Origin of the sequence: Caballeronia sp. NCF2 (genome assembly GCF_023631205.1) — a bacterium.
Classification (GTDB): Bacteria; Pseudomonadota; Gammaproteobacteria; order Burkholderiales; family Burkholderiaceae; genus Caballeronia; species Caballeronia zhejiangensis.
In genome coordinates, this window is the sequence record NZ_JALQDN010000063.1 from 35856 (window position 1) to 61754 (window position 25899).

Annotated in this window: 21 protein-coding genes; 10 read left to right on the forward strand and 11 right to left on the reverse strand. The window is 63.5% G+C overall.

Annotated elements, in window-relative coordinates:
- Positions 1-19 precede the first annotated feature (19 nt).
- Positions 20-2083 (reverse strand): heavy metal translocating P-type ATPase, encoded by a 2064-nt coding sequence (locus NCS02_RS22200; protein WP_250503347.1) that lies wholly within the window; start codon positions 2081-2083, stop codon positions 20-22.
- A 202-nt stretch (positions 2084-2285) separates the two neighbouring features.
- On the opposite strand from NCS02_RS22200, the gene cadR reads away from it, so the two are divergent.
- Entirely contained in the window at positions 2286-2717 is a 432-nt protein-coding gene (gene cadR / locus NCS02_RS22205; protein WP_250519985.1) for a Cd(II)/Pb(II)-responsive transcriptional regulator, read from the forward strand.
- 20 nt (positions 2718-2737) lie between these two features.
- Here cadR and NCS02_RS22210 read toward each other — a convergent pair whose 3' ends face one another.
- Genes NCS02_RS22210 through NCS02_RS22220 form a run of 3 tightly spaced genes read right to left on the reverse strand, consistent with a single transcriptional unit; the run spans position 2738 to position 6667 of the window.
- On the reverse strand, positions 2738-3766 hold the full coding sequence (locus NCS02_RS22210; RefSeq protein ID WP_250457516.1) for an alpha/beta fold hydrolase: 1029 nt from the start codon (positions 3764-3766) through the stop codon (positions 2738-2740).
- Positions 3767-3805: 39 nt separating this feature from the next.
- Entirely contained in the window at positions 3806-5311 is a 1506-nt protein-coding gene (locus NCS02_RS22215) for a M81 family metallopeptidase (RefSeq protein WP_250503349.1), read from the reverse strand.
- A gap of 30 nt (positions 5312-5341) precedes the next feature.
- Positions 5342-6667 carry an MFS transporter gene (locus NCS02_RS22220; RefSeq protein WP_008348574.1) on the reverse strand — a complete coding sequence of 442 codons (1326 nt, stop codon included), beginning with the start codon at positions 6665-6667 and terminating at the stop codon, positions 5342-5344.
- A 135-nt stretch (positions 6668-6802) separates the two neighbouring features.
- Here NCS02_RS22220 and NCS02_RS22225 point away from each other — a divergent pair, with 135 nt between their 5' ends.
- Entirely contained in the window at positions 6803-7762 is a 960-nt protein-coding gene (locus tag NCS02_RS22225) for a LysR family transcriptional regulator (protein WP_250519986.1), read from the forward strand.
- A gap of 50 nt (positions 7763-7812) precedes the next feature.
- Positions 7813-8070 (forward strand): hypothetical protein, encoded by a 258-nt coding sequence (locus tag NCS02_RS22230; protein ID WP_033536295.1) that lies wholly within the window; start codon positions 7813-7815, stop codon positions 8068-8070.
- Between the two features lie 5 nt (positions 8071-8075).
- Here NCS02_RS22230 and NCS02_RS22235 read toward each other — a convergent pair whose 3' ends face one another.
- From NCS02_RS22235 to NCS02_RS22255, 5 genes are all read right to left on the reverse strand, one after another.
- Positions 8076-8699: a YajG family lipoprotein gene (locus NCS02_RS22235; protein WP_250519987.1), complete on the reverse strand. Its 624-nt coding sequence runs from the start codon at positions 8697-8699 to the stop codon at positions 8076-8078.
- A 152-nt stretch (positions 8700-8851) separates the two neighbouring features.
- Positions 8852-11131: a putative bifunctional diguanylate cyclase/phosphodiesterase gene (locus NCS02_RS22240; protein ID WP_250503351.1), complete on the reverse strand. Its 2280-nt coding sequence runs from the start codon at positions 11129-11131 to the stop codon at positions 8852-8854.
- A gap of 76 nt (positions 11132-11207) precedes the next feature.
- Complete coding sequence (locus NCS02_RS22245) at positions 11208-13328, reverse strand: ATP-binding protein (RefSeq protein WP_250503352.1); 2121 nt, start codon at positions 13326-13328, stop codon at positions 11208-11210.
- 97 nt (positions 13329-13425) lie between these two features.
- Positions 13426-14064, reverse strand: coding sequence for a Vgb family protein (locus NCS02_RS22250; protein ID WP_250503353.1), 639 nt, complete (start codon positions 14062-14064; stop codon positions 13426-13428).
- Between the two features lie 36 nt (positions 14065-14100).
- Positions 14101-15321 (reverse strand): helix-turn-helix domain-containing protein, encoded by a 1221-nt coding sequence (locus tag NCS02_RS22255; RefSeq protein ID WP_250503354.1) that lies wholly within the window; start codon positions 15319-15321, stop codon positions 14101-14103.
- A 90-nt stretch (positions 15322-15411) separates the two neighbouring features.
- On the opposite strand from NCS02_RS22255, the gene NCS02_RS22260 reads away from it, so the two are divergent.
- Positions 15412-15723 (forward strand): hypothetical protein, encoded by a 312-nt coding sequence (locus tag NCS02_RS22260; protein WP_250503355.1) that lies wholly within the window; start codon positions 15412-15414, stop codon positions 15721-15723.
- Here NCS02_RS22260 and NCS02_RS22265 read toward each other — a convergent pair.
- Positions 15665-16663, reverse strand: coding sequence for an FUSC family protein (locus NCS02_RS22265; RefSeq protein ID WP_250523293.1), 999 nt, complete (start codon positions 16661-16663; stop codon positions 15665-15667). The genes NCS02_RS22260 and NCS02_RS22265 overlap by 59 nt on opposite strands.
- Before the next feature lie 287 nt (positions 16664-16950).
- Between NCS02_RS22265 and NCS02_RS22270 the strand changes: the two genes are divergently transcribed.
- The 4 genes from NCS02_RS22270 to NCS02_RS22285 all read left to right on the forward strand — a co-directional run bounded on the left by NCS02_RS22270 (position 16951) and on the right by NCS02_RS22285 (position 21614).
- The gene (locus NCS02_RS22270) at positions 16951-18507 is read left to right on the forward strand and encodes a methyl-accepting chemotaxis protein (protein ID WP_033536236.1); all 1557 of its coding nucleotides are present in this window, start codon (positions 16951-16953) and stop codon (positions 18505-18507) included.
- 232 nt (positions 18508-18739) lie between these two features.
- Entirely contained in the window at positions 18740-20035 is a 1296-nt protein-coding gene (locus tag NCS02_RS22275) for an MFS transporter (RefSeq protein WP_250503357.1), read from the forward strand.
- 353 nt (positions 20036-20388) lie between these two features.
- A complete protein-coding gene (locus tag NCS02_RS22280) occupies positions 20389-20967 on the forward strand; it encodes a PAAR domain-containing protein (RefSeq protein WP_250436837.1) in 579 nt (192 codons plus the stop codon).
- A complete protein-coding gene (locus NCS02_RS22285) occupies positions 20967-21614 on the forward strand; it encodes a M35 family metalloendopeptidase (protein ID WP_250503358.1) in 648 nt (215 codons plus the stop codon). Before NCS02_RS22280 ends, NCS02_RS22285 begins: the two co-directional genes overlap by 1 nt.
- Positions 21615-22291: 677 nt before the next feature.
- Here the strand turns inward: NCS02_RS22285 and NCS02_RS22290 are convergent.
- Complete coding sequence (locus tag NCS02_RS22290) at positions 22292-23215, reverse strand: LysR family transcriptional regulator (protein WP_008348596.1); 924 nt, start codon at positions 23213-23215, stop codon at positions 22292-22294.
- Positions 23216-23368: 153 nt separating this feature from the next.
- On the opposite strand from NCS02_RS22290, the gene NCS02_RS22295 reads away from it, so the two are divergent.
- Both NCS02_RS22295 and NCS02_RS22300 read left to right on the forward strand, forming a co-directional pair.
- Entirely contained in the window at positions 23369-24544 is a 1176-nt protein-coding gene (locus NCS02_RS22295; RefSeq protein WP_250503359.1) for an L-rhamnonate dehydratase, read from the forward strand.
- A gap of 46 nt (positions 24545-24590) precedes the next feature.
- A complete protein-coding gene (locus NCS02_RS22300) occupies positions 24591-25889 on the forward strand; it encodes an MFS transporter (RefSeq protein WP_175981250.1) in 1299 nt (432 codons plus the stop codon).
- The last annotated feature ends 10 nt before the right edge of the window (positions 25890-25899 follow it).

Genomic DNA, 25899 nt, shown 5'->3' on the forward strand with positions numbered 1-25899 from the left:
CCTTTTGCTGGTGAGGTGCTCAGTTGAAGCGCTTGTGCAGAATGCGCAGCCCGTTGCCGACGACGAGCAGGCTTGCGCCGACATCCGCGAACACGGCCATCCACATCGAACCGAGTCCGGCCACGGCGAGCGCGAGAAACACGCCCTTCACGACGAGCGCGAACGCGATGTTCTGCACGAGAATCGCGTGCGTCGCCGACGAAAGACGGATAAACGCGGCGATCTTGCGCAGGTCGTCGTCCATCAGCGCGACGTCGGCGGTTTCGATGGCCGTATCGGTGCCCATCGCGCCCATCGCAAAACCGATGTCCGCGCGCGCCAGCGCAGGCGCGTCGTTGATGCCGTCGCCGGCCATGCCGACCGCGCCGCCGTCCGCGCCGAGACTTTCGATGGTGCGCAGCTTGTCCTCGGGCAACTGGCCCGCCTCGACGCGATCGATGCCGACCGCGCTCGCGATGGCGCGCGCCGTGTGCGGGTTATCGCCCGAGAGCATCGCCGTCTGCACGCCGAGCGCGTGAAGCCGGGCGATCGCGTCGCGGCTCGATTCCTTCACGGTGTCCGCCACGGCGAAAAGCCCGAGGACGTTGTCCGCATCGGCGAGCATCACGACGGTCCTGCCTTCACGCTCCAGCGCTTCAGCCCGGCGCTTCGCATGGCTCGCGCCGCGTCCGATGTCTTCCATCATTCGCTGATTGCCGAGCCAGTAAGCACGGCCTTCGACGACACCGCGAACGCCGCGCCCCGGCACCGCTTCGAACGCCTCCACCGCGATGCGCGGCACGCCGTCCTGGCTCGCGGCCTGCGCGATCGCGAGCGAAACCGGATGATCGGAACGGCCCGCGAGACTCGCCGCGATCGCGCGCACGCGGCCTTCGTCCATGCTCCGGTCGAGCAGCGCGAAATGCGTCTGCACCGGCTTGCCGTGCGTGATCGTGCCGGTCTTGTCGAACGCGAGCCAGCGCAGGCGCCATCCGCGTTCGAGAAAGGTTCCGCCCTTCACGAGGATGCCGTGCCGCGCCGCCGCGGCGAGTCCGCTGACGATCGTCACCGGCGTCGAGATGACGAGCGCGCACGGACACGCGATGACGAGCAGCACGAGCGCGCGATAGATCCACGCGTACCACAACTCGTCGAACGCGAGCGGCGGCACGACCGCGACCGCTATCGCCACGAGAAGCACGAGCGGCGTATAGATGCGCGCGAAACGATCGACGAAACGTTGCGTCGGCGCCTTCGCACCTTGCGCGCTTTCGATCGCGCGGATGATGCGCGCAAGCGTCGTGTCCTTCGCCGCCGCCGATACGCGAAACTCGAACGAGCCGGTTTCGTTGACGGTGCCCGCGAACACATCGTCGCCCGGCGACTTTTCGACGGGCAGGCTTTCGCCGGTGATCGGCGCCTGGTTGACGGCGGAGCGCCCGGACGTGACGACGCCATCCAGCGCGATGCGCTCGCCCGGCCGCACGCGCACGACGGCGCCGCGCGTGACGGCGCTCGCTTCCATCGCGCGCCACAGGCCGTCGGCTTGCAGAACGGTCGCCGTGTCGGGCGCGAGCTTCATGAGTCCCGCGATCGCGTTGCGCGCCCTTTGCAGCGACTTCGCCTCGATGAGTTCGGCGATCGTGAAAAGCGCCATGACCATCGCGGCTTCCGGCCACTGTCCGATGACCATCGCGCCGGTCACGGCGATGCTCATCAGCGCGTTGATGTTGAGGTTGCCGTTGCTGATGGCGATGAAGCCCTTGCGATACGTCGAGAAGCCGCACGAAGCGATCGCGGCGAGCGCGAGCGCGACGACGAGCCAGGACGGTCCGCCGAACCCGCTCGCAGCCTCCGACGCCGCCGCCGCAACGCACGCGAAGGCGAGCATCCACACCGCGCGCTTGCCTGCGGGCGCGTCGTTGCGGGGTTCGGTGCGCGGCGTGAAGCCCAGTGCGCGCAACGCATCGAGAACGGATGCGAGCGCGTTGGCATCGTGTTCGACGGTCAGCACGCGACGCAGCAGATTGAACTCGACCGATCCGACTCCCGGCATGCCCGCGAGCTTCTTGCGGATCAGCGTCTCTTCGGTCGGACAATCCATCTCGTCGACGACGATCTCCGTCCGAACCGAAGCTTTCGTCTTTATTTCGTATTCCTTTAAATAATTTCGGACACGACGATCAGCCGGCTCAGGCCGGGGCTTGCCGATGCTCTCGGGACGTAACATACTGGCTCCTTTTCTTGACTTTTCCCGAATTGAACACCTTGGAGCCACTCCAGGGTCAAGAAAAAAGGATGCCGAAATGAAGATAGGGGAACTGGCGCGCATAGCGAATTGCACGCCCGATACGATCCGCTTCTACGAAAAGGAAGGGCTGATTCCGCCGCCTGCAAGGACGGACGCGAATTACCGGACTTACGACAAGACGCATGTCGAACGCCTGCGCCTTATCCGCAATTGCCGCGAGCTCGACATGACGCACGACGAAGTGCGCGCCCTGCTCTACGCATTGCAGGCGCGCTCGCCGGATTGCCGCGAAATCGATGCGCTCGTCGATGAGCATATCGGCCACGTAAGCGCGCGCATCGACGAATTGATGAGGCTGCGCGACCGGCTCACCGCATTGCGCGAGACATGCGGCGGCGAGCACGCCGTCGATTCGTGCGGGATCGTGCACGAACTGACATCGCAGAAGACGCCGGGACGCAGAACGAAGAAGTCACACGTCGGCTAGCGCTTCGTCCTGCATGCGCGTTACATGCGGCTTGCGTCGATGACCGCATCGGCGAATGCTTTCGGCGCTTCTTGCGGCAGATTGTGGCCGATGCCGCCCGCGACGTTCCGATGCTCATACTTGCCCGTGAACTTCTTGGCATACGCCGACGGATCGGGATGCGGCGCGCCGTTGGCATCGCCTTCCATCGTGATCGTGGACACGCCGATCGTCGGCGCGCTCGCGAGCCGCTGTTCGAGCGCGTCGTATTGCGCTTCGCCCTGCACGAGCCCGAGACGCCATCGATAGTTGTGAATCACCACGGCGACGTGATCGGGGTTATCGAACGATTTCGCGGAACGGTCATACGTCGCGTCGTCGAAGTTCCATTTCGGCGATGCGAGTTGCCAGATCAGCTTGTTGAAAGCGTGACGGTTCGCCTCGTAGCCCGCCTGGCCGCGCTCGGTCGCGAAGTAGAACTGATACCACCATGCGAGCTCGGCTTTCGGCGGCAGCGGCGCGCGATTCGCCTGCTGGCTGCCGATCAGATAGCCGCTCACCGAGACCATCGCCTTCACGCGTTCCGGCCACAGCGCCGCGATGATGTTCGCGGTGCGCGCGCCCCAGTCGAACGCGCCGAGCGTGGCCTGCTGAATCTTGAGCGCATCCATCAACGCGATGATGTCCACCGCGACCACCGCCTGCTGTCCGTTGCGCGGCGTGTCGGCGGAAAGAAAGCGCGTGGAGCCGTACCCGCGCAGATACGGCACGATCACGCGATAACCCTGCGCCGCGAGCATCGGCGTGACTTCCGCGAATGCGTGGATGTCGTAGGGCCAGCCGTGCAGCAGGATCGCCACGGGACCGTTCGCCGGACCCGCTTCCGCATAGCCGATGTTGAGCGCGCCCGCGTCGATCTGGCGAATGCCGGCGAAGCCCGCACTCGACGATGCGCGCGGCGCGGTCTGCGCGCGCACGAGGTCGCTGAAACCGAGCTGCATCGCGCCTACACTCGCGACCGCCGTGCCGAGCAAGCGTCGGCGCCGCGCGTTGATCTGATCGTCCGGCATCTTTTGATTCTCCTTGTCCATGTAGTCGATGAAAAACGTTCACGCAGCCGATGCGCGCAGTTCGGCGAGCGTCGGCCCGAGCGGTCGCACACGCATGCGCGAATCGAGATTGCGCCAGGGCAGATCGGCCGGATCGGCGGCCATCGGGCCGGGCGCTTTCGCGACGAGCACGCGCTCGGCGATCGGCTCGAAATCGGCGCGGAAATGCACCGAGCTCTTGTTCACCAGAATCTTCATGCGCTCGGGCTCGATGCCCGCAACGCGAAAGAGATTGCGGTCGAAGACCTGCATCTTGATGCTGCTCACCGCGATACGCACGCCGCCGATACGCAGGCAAGCGGTCGGTCCCAGTTCGCCCGACATGCCATTGAGCATCGGGCCGTCGAAGCGAAAGCGGCCATCCGACAAATACTCGACTTCGAACTCGCCTTCAAGCGGCGCGTCGCCGGGCACGTTCGAGCCGCCGCCCAGCGCTATCCTGATGCGCGCGCCGACGCCCGCGCGATGCGCCGCATGGGCCGCCTTCTCGTCCCAGATAACGCCTACCGCAGCGTCGCGCGCGTCGTGGCGCAGCAGTGCGCGGACCATGCCCATCGTGTTCGAATCGCCGCCGACGCCCGGATTGTCCTGCGTATCCGCGATGATGACGGGCTTGCCCGCATCGCGGCTCGCGTCGATCGCTTCACGCGCGGCTTCATCGGGAGAGAGGAACGGCACGTTCCAGCGCGCTTCTTCGTCCACGAGTTGCGTGTATAGCTTGTCGACCGCGAAGTCCGCCGCCTCGCCGTCGAGCGCGTAGCCCCAGAACACCGGACCGCATTCGTCGAAATCGGATGCCGGAAAGCCCGGCGCGAACGACAGCGACACGACATCCTTCTCCAATGTCTCGAGCATGGCGTACATGCCGCGCGCCGGTTCGACGAGCGTGCACATGCCGTTCACCGGAATCAGAAACGGGATGCGCCGCATCGCGCGCGCGAACGGCTTCCCGTGTTCGATGCGCTTTGCCAGCAGATGCGCCGCGCGCAAGCCCGTTTCGGCCATATCGACGTGCGGATACGTGCGATACGCGACGAGTGCATCCGCGAGTTCGACCATGCGCGCCGTGACGTTCGCATGCAGGTCGAGCGAAACGACGAGCGGCATCGCATCGCCGACGATGTTGCGCACGCGCGCCAGCAGTTCGCCTTCGCCATCGTCGAGATGTTCGGCGACCATCGCGCCGTGCAGATCGAGATAGATCGCGTCGAAGCCGCCTGCCTGCACGCGATCGACGATCGCGCCCGCGATGCGCTCGTATGCGTCCTGCGTCACATGCGCCGATGCGCTCGCGCCCGCCCAGATCACCGGAATCGGCTCGTGCCCTTGCGCCTCGGCCCATTGAATGAAACCGCCGATCGGCACGTTCACGTCGCGCAGCTCGAGGACATCGTCGCCGTGCGCCATCGGCGGAAAGCCTTCGCCCTGTATGAAGCTCTGGTAGCTCGCCTTCGTCGGCGCGAAGGTGTTCGTTTCGTGCTGGAATCCTGCGATCAGAATCTTCATGACCTTGTCCTTTCGAGTATCGATTGATGTTCAGGCCGCGCGTGCCGTGGCCGCGGCAGCCGTGCGCCTGTTCGCGAGAATCAGCACGCAGGACAGCGCCGCCATGCACGCCATCACGACGAGGCCGCCGTTCGTGCTGCCGGTCGCGGACTTGACCCAGCCGATCATCGCGGGGCCCCAGAATCCGCCCGACAAGCCGATCGTGTTGATGAGCGCGATGCCGCCCGCCGCCGCCGGGCCGGAAATCGTTTCGGAAGGAATCGCCCAGAACACCGTGTAGGCCATCCACATGCAGGCGGTGGCGAGCGTGAGCAGCGCGAGCGTCGCGACGACGTTGCCGTTCGCATACGGCGTCATCACGAGCAGCGCGGCGGCGGCGAGCGCGGGCACTGCGCTGTGATAGCGGCGCTCGCCGACCTTGTCGGAACGGCGGCCCGCTGCGTACATCGCGACGGCCGCGGCGACGTACGGAATCGCGACGTACCAGCCGAGGCGGATCGTGTCGTGCATGGAGCCGCTGAGACCCTGCTCCTTGATGAGCGTCGGCAGCCAGAAGCTGATCGCGTAGATCGGAAAGATGATGCAGAAGTACGCGATCGCCAGCAGATAGATGCGCGGGTTCTTCGCGATCTCCGCGAACGATTCGATGCGATGCGACGCGCCGCCGTGATGACCGACTTCCGCCTCGACGAGCCGCTGTTCGTCCTGCGTGAGCCAGCGCGCATCGGCGGGACGATTGGCGAGCACGCGCCACACGAGCGCGCCGAGCGCGATGCACGGCAGGCCTTCGACGAGGAACATCCACTGCCAGCCCGCGAGTCCGCCGACGCCGCCGAGCGACGCAATCAGCCACGCCGACAGCGGCCCGCCGACGACACCGCCGAGCGGCCCCGCGACGAACACGAGCGCGATCGCGCGCGCCATGCGCTTCGGGCCGTACCAGTTCGAGAGGTAATAGATCATGCCCGGCGCGAAACCCGCTTCGAAGACGCCGAGCAGGAAGCGCATCGCGTAGAACGCGGGCACGTTGCGCACGAAGAGCATGCACGCCGACGTGATGCCCCACAGCACGAGAATGCGGCTGAAGGTGAGACGCGCGCCGATCTTCGGCAACATCAGGTTGCTCGGAATCTCGAACAGCACATAGCCGATGAAGAAAATCCCCGCGCCGACGCCGTACGCTGCATCGGAGAAGCCGAGATCGCTTTGCATCTGAAGTTTCGCGAAGCCCACGTTCACGCGGTCCAGATACGCGAACATGTAGCACGCGATGAGGAGCGGCAGCAGCCGCCAGTTGATTCTGCTGTAGAGCGCCGAAACGGCATCGCCGCTGCGCAGGGTCTGGATCGTCGACATCCGCGTCTCCTTGTCTCGTCTTCCCTTTCTCGGGTAAGGCGATGTTGAGCGCGTGCGACCGTGCGAGCAAGAGCAACAAAGTTCACGTATCGTTGCTCTGCGAGCAACGCATTCCTTCCCATACGGACGACGACCATGCGCGAAATCAATCAGCAACGTCTGCGCTATTTCCACGAAGTGCTCACGCACGGCACGATTCGCGGCGCGGCGGATCATCTGAACACGTCGCCGTCGGTGATCGCGCGGCAGATCAAATTGCTGGAAAACGAACTCGACACGACGCTCTTCGAGCGCGAGCCGCGCGGCGTGCGGCCGACCGAAGCGGCGTTCCATCTGCTCGAATTCTGGCGCGGCTATCGTTCGCAGCAGGAGAAGTTCGAGGATCAGCTGCATGCGCTCAAAGGCCTGCAGCAAGGGCAGATTCGTCTCGCGGTGAGCGAAGGCTATGTCGATACGCTCGTCGACGATGTGCTCGCGCCGTTCTGCGCGCGCTATCGGCGCCTCGAAATCGACGTGCAGATGCTCGCGGTCGACGATCTGCTCGAAGAAGTCGCGCAGAGCCGCGCGCATATCGGGCTCGCGTACAACCCGCCGCCGCACGAGCGCATCGAGATTCGGGCAAGCTCGCCGCAGCCGGTCGTGCTGCTCGCGCGGCGCGATCATCCGCTGGCGGTGCGCGGCGGCGTCGCGCGGATTCGCGATCTGCTCGAGTATCCGCTCGCGCTGATGCCGCCCACGTTCGGCATCGGCCATGTCGTGAAGATGCTCGAAACCACCGACGATCTCGCGATCCGCCCGACGCTCACGACGAACTCGCTCGGCGCGCTGAAGCGCTTCGTGGCCGCGGAAAATTTCATGACGCTGATCGGCGAATTCGCCGCGTATCGCGAGCTCGCGAGCGGCGAGCTGACGACGATACCGGTCGCGCATCCGCTTTTCGAGAGCGCGCAGGCGAAGCTGCTCGTGAAAGCCGGACGTCCGCTCGCGGCCGGGCCGCAGGAACTGCTCGACTGGATTCTGACCCGCATGCCGATGTTCGCGCATGCGGCCGCCGCGCCCGTCAGACGAACGCGCGCTCGGGCGCGTCGCAAGTGATCGCGGAACGGCGCTTGCTGCGCTACGGAAAACATCTTCAGGAGAATGCGATGAACCGCGAACCGTCAGATCCCGTGCAGCGCGCCGACGAACGCCGCGAGGCGCTCGGCGAGGGCGACGTCAAGGAAAAAAGCGATGGCACGATCGAGCAGCGCGAGCACGGCAATATCGATCCGACGCTCGTTCCGAAGGGCAAGGATCATCCCGAGCAAGGGCCGTACACGCCCGAGCATGATCTGAAGGATCCCGACACCTCGCCGGACGCAAGCGCCGACCATCCGAAAGGCAAGCGCGACTCGGAAGCGTGAAACGCCTATTGCCCGCCGTCGAGCTTCGCCTTCTCCGCCGCGATCTGATCGGCGATCTTCGCGGCGAGCGCATCGAGCGAGGCAATCGACTGAACCTCGTTGATGACGAAGCGCGCCGCGGCGCCGTAGGGCTTCGGCGCGGCCGCCGATTTCTGCCCTTTCAGTTCGCCGCTCGTGTCGATCTGCGCCGGCGCGGCGTCCGGGCTCGCCGCAAGATTGGCGAGCTGCACGGTGACATGCGTGTTGGGCGTCTTGTCGGATGAACCCATCGACGGCAACGCGGAGCCGAATCCGCTCGACAGCGTTTCGTCGAACTCCCCGCTGACGAGCCAGCCCGATGCCGGCGGCGGCGAATCCGCCGTCACATGGCAAGCGGCGAGACCTTTCCCGTTCAGCGCCTTGACGATGCCATCCGCCAGCGCCGATGCGTTCTGATCCACCTTCACCGCATTGCGCGCCGATCGCAATCGCGAGCCGAGCACATGCGACGCGCCGCTTTCACGGCTGACGGCCGTGAAGTCGCGTACCTGTATCAGTTGGCCGGCCGCGGGCGGGCACTGCGGCGCGGACTGGGCGCATGCAAGCGAGCCGATCGCGGCCAGCGCAACGCCCAGGCAAAAGGTCTTCATGGGTGCTCTCCGTCGGAGAACGATCGTCGTCAACCGCCGCAGCAACACGCCCAACGCGAAGATCAGGTGGCTCATTGCGTCCATCCTCCGTTTCCGGCTCGCATCCGCGAATGCCGCGATGATAACGCCGGGCGGCCCGCGCGGGCACGCGTTTAGCGCACGGTCGCGGCGTCTTCTGCGTCTGTCCGCATCATCAGGCTCGCGAGCAGGACGGGGCGGCTCAACAGAAAACCCTGCACCTTGTCGCAGCGCACGTCGCGCAGCGTGTCGAGCTGCTCCTGCGTCTCGACGCCTTCCGCGACCACCGTCACGCCGAGCTTGTGCGCGAGATCGATCACGCCTTCGACGACCGTGCGCACCATCGCGTCGGTGGCGATGTTGTCGACGAAGGATTTGTCGAGCTTCAGCACGTCCGGCCGGAAGCGCGCGAGATAGCTGAGGCTCGAATAGCCGGTGCCGAAATCGTCGATGGCGATGCGTACGCCCATCGCGCGAACGTTCGACAGCACGACCTGCGCATCATCGACGTTGTCGATCAGCGCGGATTCGGTGATCTCGAGCGTGATGCGGTTCGAATCGATGCCGGCGCGCCTGATCGCGTGCCGCAGAACCGACACGAGGCGCGGATCGCGGAACTGCTTCGGCGACACGTTGAGCGCGACCGAGCAAGCCTGCGGCAGCGCGAGCGCGAGTTGCGACCCGGCCTGCACGGCCTCGCGAATGACCCAGTGCCCCGCCTCGACGATCAGCGCGCTCTCTTCGAGCACCGGCACGAACGCACCCGGACCGAGCAGCCCGAGCTGCGGATGATTCCAGCGCAACAGCGCCTCGACACCGACAAGCGCACCGGAATCGACGCGATATTGCGGCTGATAATGCAGCACGAACTCGTTCTCGCGGATCGCGCCGTGCAGTTGCGCTTCGAGATGCGCGCGCGCGAGATCGTCCTTCTCGCGATCGCCGAACACGCGAAACGTGTTGCGGCCCGCGCGCTTCGCGGCGTACATCGCCATGTCGGCGCTGATGAAAAGCGCTTCGGGCGTGCGTCCGTGTTCGGGATAGAGCGCGACGCCGATCGAGCACGTCATCGTCACGCTCTTGCAGTCGATCTCGATCGGACGATGGCACGCGAGCGAGAGCTTGCGGCACGCGCGCTCGATGCTTTCCTGATCGAAGCTGCCGGGCAGGATCACGGTGAACTCGTCGCCGCCCGGCCGCGCGGCCACGGCGCCATCGGGCAGCGTTTCCGCGATGCGTCGCGCGATGGTGCGCAGCACCGCATCGCCGGCGATATGACCGGCAGTGTCGTTGATCGACTTGAAGCGATCGATGTCGATGAAGAGATACGCGAACGGCGCGAGCGCTTCACAGCGCTTCACGAGCGCGTCCATCATCGCGTTGCGATTGGCGAGTCCGGTGAGGCTGTCGGTGTTCGCGAGCCGATGCAGTTCCTGAAGGCGCTGGCGCTCGTCGGTGGCATCGACGCACACGCTCACGACGCGCGACACCGCGCCGTCCTCGATGACCGGATAAATATCTGCGCGCACCCAGCGCGTGCGATCGTGCGGCAGGCAGAGACGAAAATAGCTCTGCGTGGCCGCGCCCGTGTTCACGGCGGTACGCATTTCGTCGCGCAGCGCGGGCAGGTCTTCGGGATGCACGCTTTGCGACCAGGCGGTCTGATCGGCTTCGAGCGCGGACATCGGCATTTCCCACATGCGTTCGAACGCGGAGCTCACATGCAGAAGCTCGCGGAAATCGCGCGTCGCGGTCCAGAAGACGGCATCGACGTGATCTTCCATGTCCTTTTGCACGCGCGCGTTGCCGCGCAATTCGTCGATGAGATTGCGCTCCGCCGTGATGTCGCGCGACTTGCACAGCACCGCGCTCACCCGTCCGTGCTCGCCGTAGACGGGCGCGAAGGTCGACGTCCACCATTTCAGCGTGCCGTTCATCGTGCGGCAGGCTCCGGAGAACGACGTCGATTCACCCGCTTTCGCGCGTTCGAAGGCACGCCGCGCGTCGGGGCCGTCCCAGAGCGCGAGCCAGTCGACGCCGATGAGATCGTCTGCGTGATCCGCTTCGATGAGCTGCCCGCCGACCTCCGAAATGCACATGATGCGGCCTTCGAGCGACAGCAGCTTGAGACAGTCCTCGGCGATGGCGAGCAGCCCATGCGCGACCTGACGTGCGACGAAGATCTTGCGATTCGCTTCGTGCATGCGATGCACGACGAACGCCGCGCCGAAGACGAGCACGCCGAGCAACACGTTCCACGGCAGCGGCACGAAGATGGTTCCGCACGCGGCGGCGAGCACGCCGAGCGGCGCGAGACCGAGCGCACCGAAACGGCGTGCGCGTTCGATGTAAGGCCGGTTCCTGGCGATGGTCTCGCCGATGGTCCCGAGGAAATCGTTGGCGCCTCTCTGCACCGTTCTGGCCCTGTTCTATTGATGGGTTTGATCGGTGTTTATCGGCGCGGAGAAGAAAGTCTTGAGAAAGGAACCGCTACGCCGCGGCCTGCAACGCCCCCGCGATTTCCTTCGCCAGCGCCTCCGCGCGATACGGCTTGCCGAGCAAGGTCACGTTCGGCCGCAGCACGCCATCGCGCGAGATGATGTCGCGCGTATAGCCGGAGACGTAGATCACCGGCACGGGCCGCTCCTGCGAAAACGCCCATTCCGCGAGATCGGCGCACTTCACTTTGCCGGGCATCACGACGTCGGTGAGAATCAGGTCGACGTTCACGCCGCTTTCGAGCACGCTCATCGCGGCATCGCCGTTAGCGGCGCGCAGCACCGTGTAATGCATCGCTTCGAGTATCGCGACCGTCGACATCAGCACGGCGGGATCGTCATCGACGACGAGCACCGTCGCGCCGCCCGTGTGCGCCGTCATCGCATCGACGCGCAGTTGCGCGGTTTCATCGTCGAAGCTGCGCGGAAAGAACATCTCGACCGTCGTGCCCACATCGACCGAACTCGACACCGCGATATGCCCGCCCGACTGCTTGACGAAGCCGAACACCATCGAGAGGCCGAGACCCGTGCCGTGCCCTTCCGGCTTCGTCGTGAAGAACGGCTCGAATGCGCGTTCGAGCACGTCGGGCTCCATGCCCGCGCCGGTGTCCGATGCGGACAGCTTCACGTATTCGCCCGGATGCAGATCCTTGCCCTCGCACGCCGCGGCATCGAGCGCTTCGTTCGAGCAGACGAGCGTGAGCTTGCCGTCGCCGCGCATGGCATCGCGCGCGTTGATCGCGAGATTCAGCAGCGCGTTTTCCAGTTGATTGCGGTCGACGCGGAAGTTCCATGCGTGCTCCGCGAGCAACGTGTTGATGCATACCGACGGTCCCACTGCATGCTGCAAGAGCTCGCGCATCTCTTTGAACAGGCGCTGCGGATTGATCACGACCGGCGACTGCGGTTGCCGCCGCGCGAACGACAGCAATTGCGAAGCGAGCTTCGCGCCGCGCTGCACGGCTTCCATCGCGGCGTGTACGCGCTCGGGCACGCGGCTGTCCGTCGGCGGCAAATACTGCAGCAATTGCAGGTTGCCGCTGATCGCCTGCAGCGTGTTGTTGAAGTCGTGCGCGACGCCGCCCGTCATCGCGCCGAGCGCTTCCATTTTCAGGCTCTGACGCAATTGCGCCTCCACCGCGATGCGCGCGGCCACGGCTTCGGAGATCTTGTCTTCGAGACCGCGCGTCAGTTCCCGCAAGGTCTCTTCGGCGATCCTGCGATCGTGAATGTCGATGATGACGCCGGGAAAGCGCATTGGTCTGCCGGTTTCGTCGTGGTCGCAGCGGCCGGTGGCGAGAATCCAGGTCCATCGCGCATCGCCGGAAAGGATGCGGTATTCGGCGCGAAACGGCTCGCCGTGCTGCAGCGTGCGCACGATAAGCCCCCTGACGCGTTCCAGATCCTCGGGATGAATCTTCGCGAACGCCGCCTCGATCGGCATGCCGCGCGCCACTTCGTCGAGCGAAAACGAAAACGTGCGCGCGAAGCGCTCATCGCCTTTCACGCGATTGTCGGGAATGTCCCACACGAACGTGCCGAGCACCGCGCCGGAATTGAGCGCGAGTTGCAAGCGCTCATCGGCTTCGCGAAACGCGCGTTCGGCTTCGGCGCGCGTGCGTTCGAGCAGCACGCGCCCGGTCGTTTCGACGACGATCGCGAGCACGCCGACGGGCACGCCTTCGTTCGACGCGACCGGGCTGTAATGCAGATCGAGCCACACTTGCGCATCGCGACCGTCGCGCGGCAACGTAAAGCTCATGTCGCGATACGAAAGCGATTCTCCGCGCAGTCCCGTATCGAGCACATTGCGATTGAACTCGGCCGCCTCGGGCCACGCCGCTTCGATCGGCATGCCGAGAATGCGCGGATGACGCCCGCCCGAAAAACGCGCGTATGCGTCGTTATAGAGCAGCGTGCCTTCGTCGCCCCATAGCACGGCCATCGGCAACGCGTTGCGCAGCATCATCTGCACGACGGAGCGCAACACTTGCGGCCATGCGTCGATGGGACCGAGCGGCGTCGCGCGCCAGTCGTAGTCGCGAATGGCGCGCGCTGTTTCGCCGACCCAGGAATCGAGCTGACGGTGATCGGAGATATTCGAAGTCAAAACCGGCCTTAACTGTCTGAAGAATCGCGTGGTCGTTCGCGAATTCGACAGCATAAAGGCTATTCGTTCAGACCTGAAGCGCTACCCGCCATGCCTCTTATCCGCGCTTCGGTTTGCGCACCGCGCGCACCTTGCCCGTGCGCCCGCCGCCGCAGAAAAAGCGGTCGCGTCCATCCGATTCGAGTCCCGACACGCCCACGCCTTCGGGCATGTCGAGCCGCTGGATGACTTCGCCCGATTGCGCATCGATGTGCCGCAACTCGCTTTCGTCGCCTTCCCACGTCGCGTGCCACAGTTCGCCGTCGATCCACGTCACGCCCGTCACGAAGCGATTCGACTCGATCGTGCGCAGGATCGCGCCATCGTCCGGATCGATCTGATGAATCTTGCGTTCGTTGTACTGCCCGACCCAGAGCGTGCCCTCGGCCCACGCGAGCCCCGAGTCCGCGCCGCCGCCCGGCGCGGGAATCGTCGACACGACGCGACCGGTTCGCGGATCGATCTTCTGGATGCGGTCCTCGGCGATCTGAAACAGATGCTCGCCGTCGAACGCGGTGCCCGCATGCGCCGCGACTTTGAGCGTTCGCGCCTTCTCGCCGCTTTCGGGATCGAAGGCGTTGAGCGTATCGCCGGCGGCGAACCACACATGCTCGCCGTCATACGTGACGCCATGCACGCCGTCGATATCCGGAAAAGGCCCATATTCGCGGATGATTTCCGCCTTCGCGCGTTTCATCGCCGTCCTCCTGATGATTGATTCGATGGCTTCATGCTAATCACTCGCGAGATCGACGGGGAGTAACAAGGCCGTCGCGAATCCGGGCATCGGCGGCGTGGTCCAGCGGCGCGCACGGCCGCGACCGAATGATTGCACCTTGCCGCTCGCGGCGAGCGCATCGAGCGATCGCTGCACCGTGCGCTGACTCGCGCCAAGCGCAATGGCGAGCGCGGAGCTGGACCACGATTCGCCATCGGCGAGAAACGCGAGCAGCGGCGCATGTTCGTCTTCGACGGGCAACGCGAGCACCGCAACGTCGCGCGCGTGACGCGGCTTCAGCACGAAGCCGCGCGGCGTCGCATCGATGTTCGCGTGTGCGCGCAGCATCGTGCGCAGCCGGCCCATCTCGACGCGCAAGCGCGCGCGATGCGTTTCGTCCGCTTCACGAATGCGAAACGCGCGCAGGATCAGCGCGTCGCGAGGCACATCGCCGGGCCACGCTTGCGCAAGCATGCGCGCGAGCGTGAAGAGCACGGGGCGCGTCGCGAGCGACATCGACGTGCCGTTTTCGCGCACGCAAAGACGGCACGCATCGACGACGAAGGCATTCGATGCGAACAGCGCTTCGACTTCATGGAGCCGGAGCAGCCGCTCTTCGCCCTGCGCGATGAGACGCGCGGCGGGCGCGTTGAGGATGCGCCACGCGCTGTCGACTTCGGCGGCGAGCGCGGGAATCGCAGCCTCACGCGCGGCGAGCGTCGCGCGTTCCAGCGCCGCGCGCGCCGCGTGGGTCTGCAGACGGCGCATCGCGATGCCCGCATCGATGAGTTCATGCGCGGCCCGCGATGCAGCGGGCAGCGCCGCATGATCCAGTTCGACGAGCATGCGTTGCGCATCGCCGATCCGTCCGATGAGAAGCGCGCGCCGCACTTCGAGATAGCGCGCGTGCGCGGCGTTGACGTGATCGCCGTGCGCTTCGAGAATCGCGCGCGCCTGATCGAGCGCCTTCGCGGGCCACGCGAGATCGCGCGATGCGAGCGCGATTTCCGCTTCCGCAACGATGCAGCGCGAACGCGCCAGCGCCTCTTTCGCGCCGAACGCGCGCGCCGCGCTTTTGACGAGCGTGCGCGCCCGAACGAAGTCGCCGAGCTGCGCCATCGCGATGCCGCGCAACGCGAGCGCATTCGCATCCTCGCGCAACGCGATGCGATTCAGCGCGCCGAGCGGATCACCCGCCGCGAGCGCGCGCGCCGCCGCCGTGATCAGCGAATCCATGCGAATCCCGACACACTTGTCACTCCTTTGCCGTGCACGCCCGCGACTAATCTAACACCGTACTCGACGTGCCTTGGCAGGAAGGACATCATGAACATCGAACGAGAGAGCAGCCGCTTCGTCGCGATCATCGCGCTCGTCGTCGTGGCGAGCGTGATCGCGATTCATGCGATGCACATGCCGATGTCACCGATGAGCGAGTGGCCGATGCCCGGCGGCTGGATGTCATCGCCCGCCTTCACGCCGATGTGCGGCCGCGCATGGTTGCGCGCGATGGCGGCGTTCATCGGCATGTGGCTCGCGATCGTGAAGGCGACGCGCTTCGTCTTCGATCCGCGGACATTCAACGCGACATGCGACGCGCCAGCACATGCGCGCCCACCACGCACACGATGCCGATGACTCCGCCCGGGAGCACATGCGTGAGCCGCTCGAACGCATCGGCGGCGGACTGATTCGCCAGCATGATTGCAAGCGCAACGAACATGCAGCGAAAGAAGTATCCGACGATATAGCGCTGAAATGCGACGAGCGTGAGGAACGCGGCGAGCGTCGCGAGCGTGACGGCCATGCCCGAATGCGGCACGACGAAGCGCCCGAGCACGATGCCGATCGGCACGCCCGCGATCACGCCCCACGCGCGGTTCCGCAGCTTCGTGCGCGCCGTATCGACCGAACCGGTGACGATGCTCGCCGCGCCCCAGATCACCCAGTTCGCGTGATCCATGTGCGCGTACACGACCATCATCGCGGCAATGCCGACGCTTGCGAGCATCGCCGCGAGGTCTTCGCCGAAGGGCGCGCGTTCGCCGAAATCATCGAGATTGGACCAGCGTGACGCGGGCTTGCCACGCGAGCGCATATGCGCCGACAACATCGCTGGCACGAGCGCGGCAAGGAGATAAGGCAACCAGGCGGGCGCGGCGTGCAACAACGCATCGACGGTGCGTCCGCCGTGCAGTTCGTTCGCGAGAATGAGCACAGGAATGAAAGTCCAGTTGCCGACCGTGCGAAGTTTCGACCCGCGCGATGCCAGCAGAATCACGCACGCCGCGAGCGTCATGCACGCAACGACGAAGAACGCCGGCACGAGTTCGGCAAGCAGCAGCAGATACGTCCCGGCGATGACCGCGAGTCCGTGCGAGACGACGCCAGGCGGTCTCAACGCGAGCTGGTCTTGCGCGATTGTCGTGGCGATCGCGAGCAGCGACGCCTTCATCCATAGCGCGTTGCCGGTGGCGAGCGCAAGCGCGACGAAAGGCAGCAGCGCGATCGTTGCGTGCGCGAGCGGCCAGAGCTTGATCTCGCTGGCGATACGAAGATGCGGTGCATCGGCGGACATGCGCTGTGGCCTCTTCGTGAGTTCGCATGAAGTTTAGTCGTCGGTCCGGGCCGATGTGAACAATCGCTCGCAATGCGCCGTCGATTCCCGGTTCGCTACGGCAAAACCCTTAAAACAAGGCTTCTTCGCATGACCGTGCTAAAACATCATTTAAACGTTTTCTAAAGGACTTTGCGCTGCGGTCGTTATACAGATCAGCCGATGCACTCATCGGCGGCGCAGCAGACGAAGCATCGCCGTCACCGCTCGCGCACGCGCCCTTGCGATGCAGCCACCTTGAGAGAGCTATGTTTTCCACAATCAAAGGCCGACTGGCCTTGGCCATGATGCTTCTGAGCGCACTTCTGATCGCGGTCGGCATGGTCGGACTGATCGGCATGACTCAGTCCAACACGGTCACGCACGACCTCTTCACGAATGAAATGCCGAGCGCGGTATCGGTCGGCAATGCGGAAATGTTCGTGGCGCGCGAGCGTCTCTCCTTCGATCGGGCGGCGCTGAACGTGGGCACGCCCGCGGCGGAAGAAGCCATCGGACGCGGCGCGTTGATGCGCAAGTCTTCCGACGAAGCCTGGACGAAGTACTCCGGATTGCCGCAGGGCCCGGAAGAGAAAGTGCTCGCCGAGAAGTTCGGCGCGCAGCGTCTCGCAGTGCAGAAGCTGCTCGACGAAGGCTATGCCGATATACGCGCGCAGGATCAGGCGAAGATCGTCGCCGATGCGAACGCGATGCAGGTCTCGTTCAACGAGCTGGCGAAGACGGGCATCTCGCTGCGCAAGCTGCAATTCGATCAGGCGAAAGCCGCCTATGACAACGGCCAGCAAGTCTTCGGCATGTTCCGCATGGCGTCGATCATCGCGATCCTCGTGGGCATCGCCGCTTCGTTCTATTCGTGGGTGTCGCTGCGCCGTCGCATTTCGCGTCCGCTCGATGTGGCGCTTGCGCAGTTCGATGCGATCGCGAGCGGCGATTTGCGCAGCAACGTGAAAGTGACGTCGAACGACGAAATGGGCCAGTTGTTGCGCGGTCTCGCGACGATGCAATCGAGCCTCATCGATACGGTGCGCACTGTGCGCGGCGGCAGTGAGTCGATTGCGTCCGCAACCAAGCAGATCGCGGCGGGCAATGTGGATCTTTCGTCGCGCACCGAAGAACAGGCGTCGGCGCTTCAGGAAACCGCGTCGAGCATGGATCAGCTGACCGGCACGGTCAAGCAGAACGCCGACAACGCGCGCCAGGCGAGCGTGCTTGCCGCGAATGCGTCGGAGATCGCGGGCAAGGGCAGCCATGTCGTGTCGCAGGTCGTGACGACGATGGGCGAGATCAACCATAGCTCGTCGAAGATCGCGGACATCATCACGATCATCGAAGGCATTGCGTTCCAGACGAACATTCTCGCGTTGAACGCAGCCGTCGAAGCGGCGCGCGCCGGTGAAGAAGGCCGCGGCTTCGCGGTCGTCGCTGGGGAAGTGCGCTCGCTCGCACAGCGTTCGTCGGCGGCGGCGAAAGAGATCAAGGAGCTGATCGACAACTCCGTCGAGCGCGTGCAATCGGGCGCCGCGCTCGTCGATGAAGCCGGCCGCACGATGACGGAGATCAGCACGGCGGTGCAGCGTGTGACCGACATCATGGGCGAGATCGCGGCGGCGTCGGAAGAGCAAAGCAGCGGCATCGAGCAAGTGGCGCGCGCCGTCACGCAGATGGATGAAGTGACGCAACAGAACGCGGCGCTCGTCGAGGAAGCGGCGGCGGCTGCGCAATCGCTGGAAGATCAGGCGGGCGCATTGCGCACGGCGGTGGAGACCTTCCGTCTTCACGATGAAGGCATGCGCGCGACGGTCTGACGCCCTTTCGCGTCTCGATCATGCACGGCTCGCGATCCTTCGGTACGCGAGCCGTTTGTCTTTTGCCGAGCCATAACCGCCGGTAATCACCTCATGAGGCGAATTCAATAGACGGCTATCGCTGTTTTCGCGAGACTGCGGAGCGTCGGATCGACATGCGGTCCGTCCTCGATAAAAGAGCGCGCGCAACGAATCGGCCAGCGCGCAACAAGCCTCGGAGGAGACATAGAAGATGCTGCATCGACCCAGAGTCACCCGCTCCGTGCTCGCGCTGATGTGCGCGATGTCGTTCATCATGTATCTCGATCGCGTGAACCTGTCCGCTGCGGCGGGCCTCATACGCGACGATCTTCATCTCACCAATACCGACGTCGGCCTCGTGTTCGGCGCGTTCGCCTATACGTATGCGATCTGCCAGGTGATCGGCGGATGGTTCAGCGATCGATTCGGCGCGAAGACGACGCTCGTGCTGTGCGCGTCGATCTGGATCGTCGCGACGATCGCGACGGGTTTCGCGGGCGGCGTCGCGTCGCTGTTCTGCGCGCGCATGTTGCTCGGCGTCGGCGAAGGCGCGGCGCTGCCGGCGCAGGCGCGCGCGCTCGTCAACTGGTATCCGGCGAGCAAGCGCGGCTTCGTGCAGGGGCTCACGCATTCGTTCTCGCGTCTTGGCAACGCGCTTACGCCGCCGTTGATCGCGTTGCTGGTCGCGTTCGCTTCGTGGCGTGCGTCCTTCGTGCTCGTCGGCGCGCTGACGGCCGTGTGGGTGATCGTTTATGCGTGGTACTTCGCGGACAATCCGCGCAAGCATCGGCATATGACGGCCGAGGAAGAAGCGGAGTTGCCGCCGGAGAACAAGGTCGCCGTCGACAAGACGCGCGAACCGACGCCGTGGGGACGCCTGCTCAAGCGCATCTCGCCGACGATGCTCGTCTACTTCTGCTATGGCTGGACGGGCTGGCTCTTCTTCACGTGGCTGCCGACGTTCTTCATGCATGGACGCGGGCTCGATCTGAAGAGTTCGGCGTTGTTTTCGGCGGGCGTGTTCTTGTCGGGCGTCGTCGGGAATACGGCGGGCGGCGTGATCTCCGATCGCATTCTGAAGCGCACGGGCAGCGTGGTTTCGGCGCGGCGCAACATGATCATCGTCGCGTTTCTCGGGGCGCTCGTGTTTCTCGCTCCGGTGATGTTCGTGAAGTCGCTGCCGGTCATGGCTGCTTCGATGAGCCTGTCGTTCTTCTTTCTCGAGATGACGATTGGACCGATCTGGGCCGTGCCGATGGACATCACGCCGAAACATGTCGGGATTGCCAGCGGGCTGGTGAATGCAGGGTCCGCTATCGCGGGGATTTTCTCGCCGATCGTGTTCGGGTTTGTCGTCGATCGGACCGGGAGTTGGACTTTGCCGTTCGCTGGATCGTTGGGGTTGCTCGCGGTTGGCATCGTGATGACGTTTTTTATGCGGCCGGATATTGCGTTGGATAGCGCTGGTGCGGCGGCTTCTGGGAGGGAGTTGGGGTTTGCGGAGTAGCGGGTTTTTGCGGTCATTCGGCTGTTCGGATTTCTTTCGCCGGATCCCGGTTTCGTCCCCGGTCGTCGCTAAACACAGCGGCCGGGGTGACGTCAAGCATCGCCACCACGTCCGTCGAAGGATGCTATTCCGATGTTGCAATCTCGGACGGCGCTCACCTATCGACTGCAAATTCGCCATTGCGCAGTCACGTTGCATTCAAGCATACGCCCGGGTAGATCATCTCTTCTGACACGGCTTGTCCATCGTTTTCGAAAGGATCGTAGCTCGTCAACATAAAGTTACGCCTATCTATTCCGTCGGATACCTAAATCCGCTACGTTCGTTATCTCCGACAAAACAGATTGACGAACATGCAAGAACGCGACGTACTCAATGGCCGGGGCACGAGCAGTGAGCTTTCCATTGCTGGATCCGCCATGCGTAAAGCCGCAATACGAGAGGGCGATCCAACGACAACAGGTGGCTATGTCATCGCTGGTACATCAACAATTCGCGACGGCAAGAGAAAGGTTGCTCTCAGCGACGACCAAGCGACATGCGGGAACTGCGAAGGCACTTACAAAATACATGGGACCGGACAGGGCATAAAGGAGAAGGGCCGTCATGCGGTGGTTGATAACGATATCGTGCTCTGTCCGTGCAAACAGAATCGAGTCGTAATCGGGAAAAGACCGGGCATTTTCCTCAAGAGCGGCGCGGGTAGTGGCAACGCGCACGGCGCGAGCATGCCAACCATCGCTTCCGTTTTCGACGAACAATACGTCTTTCGCGACAGAACGAACGGTCGCCCCCTCGCTAACGTGTTCTATCGCCTGGTCAGCAGCAACGGCGTGACCGTGGAAGGTGTGACAGACCAAGCAGGACGGACGCAACGCATCAAAACCAGCTTAACCGAAAAAGTCGTGGTCGAGATTGAAGAAGCAGAATAATGGCAAAAGAGATATTTGAAGTTCATTCCTCGATGACTAACGCGGTCAAAGGCTCGTCCGTGGATGTGTATGTCAATACGCAGCGCATCTGCCCGAACATGACCAATGCGCAATTTAGGGAATTGGTCTTCTCTTGCAGAGACGAAGCGGTTCAGATGACTGATGCCCGTCTGAACGACCTTCGCCGATGGAATCAGGCGGACAAAGCGCGTGTCGACATATGGTTCGGGAGATGTGACGAAACGACTCGACAAACTCTGATCAGGGGCCTTTCTGCCATCTCGCGCGTTCTTAAGACTTTGAAGGCCGAAAACTTTGTGCGATGGGACCCCGATCACGCTACACATATTTCGTGCTCACCAAACTTGAGTAACGCCCTTGGCGCAGTGGCGGAAGTATGTGCCCCAGATACGGAGACGCACACCATCGCGATACGCGAGGCCTTCTGCGAAATGCGATCGGTGTCATATGCAAAGGACTCGATGGTTTCCACACTGATCCATGAGGCTAGTCACTTCAACGACACTATGGCGACCAAAGATTGGAGATACTTCATGAGAGAGTGCCTTCCGCTCGGCAAGACCAACCCAGAACAAGCCATCGAGAATGCAGACAGCATTGCCGGTTATGTCATCTACAGTATGTAAAGCAGTATCGAGTCTGCTTCTCGCCGCGTCGACAGGTGTGCTCGCCTGCGTTCCAAGCGAGAACTTCGACATCTACTTCAATCAGGACAGCGCAGAGGTCCCGACCGCGGAAGTGCTTCGGCTCGCAGGGTGGGTAGCAAAACAGCAGTTGGCGTATGCCCAACACGTCACGAAGGAGATAACGCAAATTAGCGGACATGCAGAAACGACTGAGCGCGATCCGCAAAGGCTCGCCGAGGCGCGTTTAGTTGCGGGAAAGCGGTTGCTCACACAACTTGGCTTCGTTAGAGGAGAAGTCGAAACGGATACTCATATCTATGAACATTCTCGCCTGACCAACGGCAAGCGGGTCGAAGTCTCATTCCTTCCCGAGTGCCCCAACGTGTGTTGTCCGACAAGTTCGGGTCTTCCAAGGAATTAGGCAATGTCGCGGTCCGCTGTGGCGCGTCTGCCGGCGCACGAGTACGCGCCGCCCGCTCACTTCTCGATGTTTGTCTTCTCGTCATGTGCAGCATTGTGTGCCGGCAATTGGATGTGAGCTTAGCAAGGACGCAGTAAATGCCGCCAACCCCGACGCACTGTCCCATAGGACTCGCCGGCCGGCTCCCGCACAGGGGCAACGCCAATAGACCACTAAGAAAACGAGATCCGGCGAGAGCAAAAATAAAACCAAACCCTCAAGCCTTCCGGATAGCCTCAATCACCAACTGCGTGGCAGGACTAATCCGCCTGTTCTTCCTGAGAATCAACCCATAAGGCGCGAGACGCCCCCGCAACGGGGTTGGCAAAGAAGCGATGGTATCGAGCGCAGCATAATAATCCGCGACCGAGCTAGGCAACACAGCCAGCATGTCCGAATCCCGCAACAGCGACAACGTGGTCAGAATCGAAGAAGTCTCCACGGTACTCACCGGGGGCGCCACACGCGACTCACGAAACGTCTGGTCGATGATCTGCCGCATCGGACTCGGATGCGGCTGCACGATCCACGGATACTTCGCGAGATCGGCGAGCTTCGGCTTGCCCGCAATACCAACAGAAGGATGATCCGGCCGCGCAACGATCGCGAGCGCCTCTTCCGACAAGGTCTCGAACGTCAGGTCCAGCGCTGAAAAGCCATAAGGAATGCGCCCGACGACAATATCCAACTGATCCTGCTGCAAGGCCTGCACGAGCACATCGCTCGTATCGATCTGCACGCTGATCTGCAAGCGCGGATGCGCTTCCTTCAACTCCACGATCACCTTCGTCAGCAAGTCAGGCGCAGGCGCCATCACCGCGCCGATCCGCACCTTGCCGATATCGCCCGCCTCGATCGCCGCGAGCTCATCGCGCAATTCATCGAGGTCCTCGAACACGACGCGCGCATAGCGCATCACCGCTTCGCCGTAGATCGTCGGCTCCATGCCTCGCGCATGACGCACGAACAGCGACGCGCCGATCGTGTCTTCCAGTTCCTTCAACGCCTTCGTCGCGGCAGGCTGCGTCATCGCGAGTTCGTCGGCGGCGCTTCTGAGCGATTCGGTTTCCGAAAGCGCCATCATCAATTGCAGATGACGCAGGCGCAGACGTTTGCGGATGGTCGAAGCGGGCGCGATCATGCGAGTGATAACTCCAGGAAATAGCCTGATTCAAATTATTCAATGGTCAGTTATCGCGGAGTTTCGCACACTAGCGCTACCCGAAACAGCCGCGCAAACCCTCGCATCATGCAGTGCGCGCGGCATCAATCGAACCACACGGAGACACCGAAGATGAAGATCAAGCATGTCCGCGCGCGCGTTTTCGAATGGAAAGGCAAGGTCGTTCCGCCGCAATCGCATTTCTGTACGAACGCCGTCGATATCCTCTACGAGCGCGGCGATGCAATGGGCTCGTTCCGCTTTCACGGCTGGCTCGTCGTCGAGGTCGAATGCGACGACGGCACCGTCGGCATCGGCAATTGCGCGCTCGCGCCGCGCGTCGCGAAGCAGATCGTCGATGAATATCTCGCGCCTATCGCCATCGGCGAAGATCCGTTCGATCACGAATACATCTGGCAGAAGATGTATCGGCGCACGCTCGCCTGGGGCCGCAAGGGCATCGGCATGGCGGCGATCTCGGCGATGGATATCGCGCTGTGGGACATCATGGGCAAGGCCGTGAAGAAGCCCGTCTTCAAGCTGCTCGGCGGCCGAACGAAAGAGAAGATCTGGTGTTATGCATCGAAGCTCTATAACAACGACGATCGCGACGCGTTTCTCGCCGAAGCGCAAGGTTATCTCGATCAAGGTTTCACCGCGATGAAAATGCGCTTCGGCTATGGCCCCAAAGACGGTCCGAAAGGCATGGCGAAGAATCTCGAACAAGTGCGCCTGTTGCGCGAGCTTGCCGGCGATGACGTCGACATCATGCTCGAATGCTATATGGGCTGGACGCTGGAGTACGCGCGCCGCATGTTGCCGCGCCTTGCCGAATTCAATCCGCGCTGGCTCGAAGAACCGGTGATCGGCGACGACGTCGAAGGCTATCAGGAACTCAAGAAGATGAACATCGTGCCGATCTCCGGCGGCGAGCACGAGTTCACGAGTTATGGCTTCAAGGATCTGCTCGAACGCCGGGCCGTCGATGTCATTCAATACGACACGAATCGCGTCGGCGGCATCACGGCGGCGCGCAAGATCAACGCCATGGCCGAAGCGTGGTCCGTGCCGGTCATTCCGCACGCGGGCCAGATGCACAACTATCACCTGACGATGTCGAGCACCGCGAGCCCGATGTCCGAGTTCTTCCCGGTGTTCGATGTCGAAGTCGGCAACGAGCTTTTCTATTACATCTTCGACGGCGAACCGCAGCCGGAGAACGGCTATCTGCAACTCTCCGATGAAACGCCGGGCCTCGGCATCACGCTGTCCGACAAGCATCTGAGCGACTTCAACATCATCGAATGACGATGCGACCTCGGGACCATGCAGCCCGAGGCGACAGGAGACGAACATGGAAAGCAGAATCGAAGCGCACACGGCGCACGACGCCGCCTCGTCCACACACGCGACGAGCGTGCGCTGGCGCATCTTCGGCGTGGTGTTCCTCATCACGCTGATCAATCTCGTCGACCGCATCTCGCTTTCCATCGCGATGCCCACCATCGCCAAGGAGTTCGCGCTCTCGCCCGCGATGCAAGGGCTCGTGCTGTCGAGCTTCTTCTGGTCATACGCGCTGTTGCAGATTCCGGGCGGCTGGCTCATCGACAAACTCGGCCCGCGCAAAGTAGTTGCAGGTGCAACTGTCTTGTGGGGTCTCTTCCAGACGCTGATGGGCGCAGCCACCGGCGGCATGTCGATGTTGCTATTGCGCGTGGGTCTCGGCGGCGCGGAGGCACCGCTCTTTCCCGCCGGCAGCAAGCTCAACGCGCTGTGGCTGTCGCGCAAGGAACGCGCGCGCGGCGCGGTGCTGATGGATGCCGGATCGCCGCTCGGCGCCGCGATCGGCGGTCTCGCGATCTCGAACCTGATCCTCATGTTCGGCTCGTGGCGCACCGCGTTCGTCGTCGCGGGGCTTGCGACCATCGCATGCGGATGGCTCGCATGGCGCTATCTGCGCGACGATCCCGCGAAACATCCCGGCGTCAATGGCGCGGAACTGGCGCATATCCACGACGGCGCGCCGCCCGCATCGAAGGCGATGCACGCAAGCCAGGACGATGCGCCGCTGCCGCTGCGCTCGACCATCGCGATGTGCGTCGGCCGCATGAGCTGGGCGATGATCTTCTTCGGCTTGCTCACGTGGGGCCCGAGCTATCTGACGCAGGCGCGCGGTCTGAGCCTTTCGCAGATCGGCGCGGCGACCTTCTTCATCTTCCTCGCGGGCGCGCTCGGTTCGCTTTCCGGTGGCTTCCTGTGCGATGCCTTGTGCGGGATGAATCTGTCGCGCGGTAAAGTCGTGAAGACGATGATCGCGGTCTCGGGCATCGCAACGCTCGCCGTATTCGCCGCGCTGCCGACGATCACTTCGCCCGTCGTCGCGGTCGCCGTGCTGTGCGGCGCATCGTTCCTGCTGATGTGGGGCAGTCTCTACTGGAGCCTGCCTTCGCTGCTCGCAAGCCCGGGACGCGTGGGCCTGCTCGGTGCATGCATGAACTGCGCGGGCAGCGTCGGCGGCATTTCGATTCCGCTCATCACCGGCTTCATTCTTCAGCGCACCGGCTCTTTCGATGCGGTGCTGCACTTTTACGGCGCGTGCGCGCTGGTGTATATCTTCGGTTCGATCGCAATCGATCTGCGCCGCACGCGTTAATAACCGACAA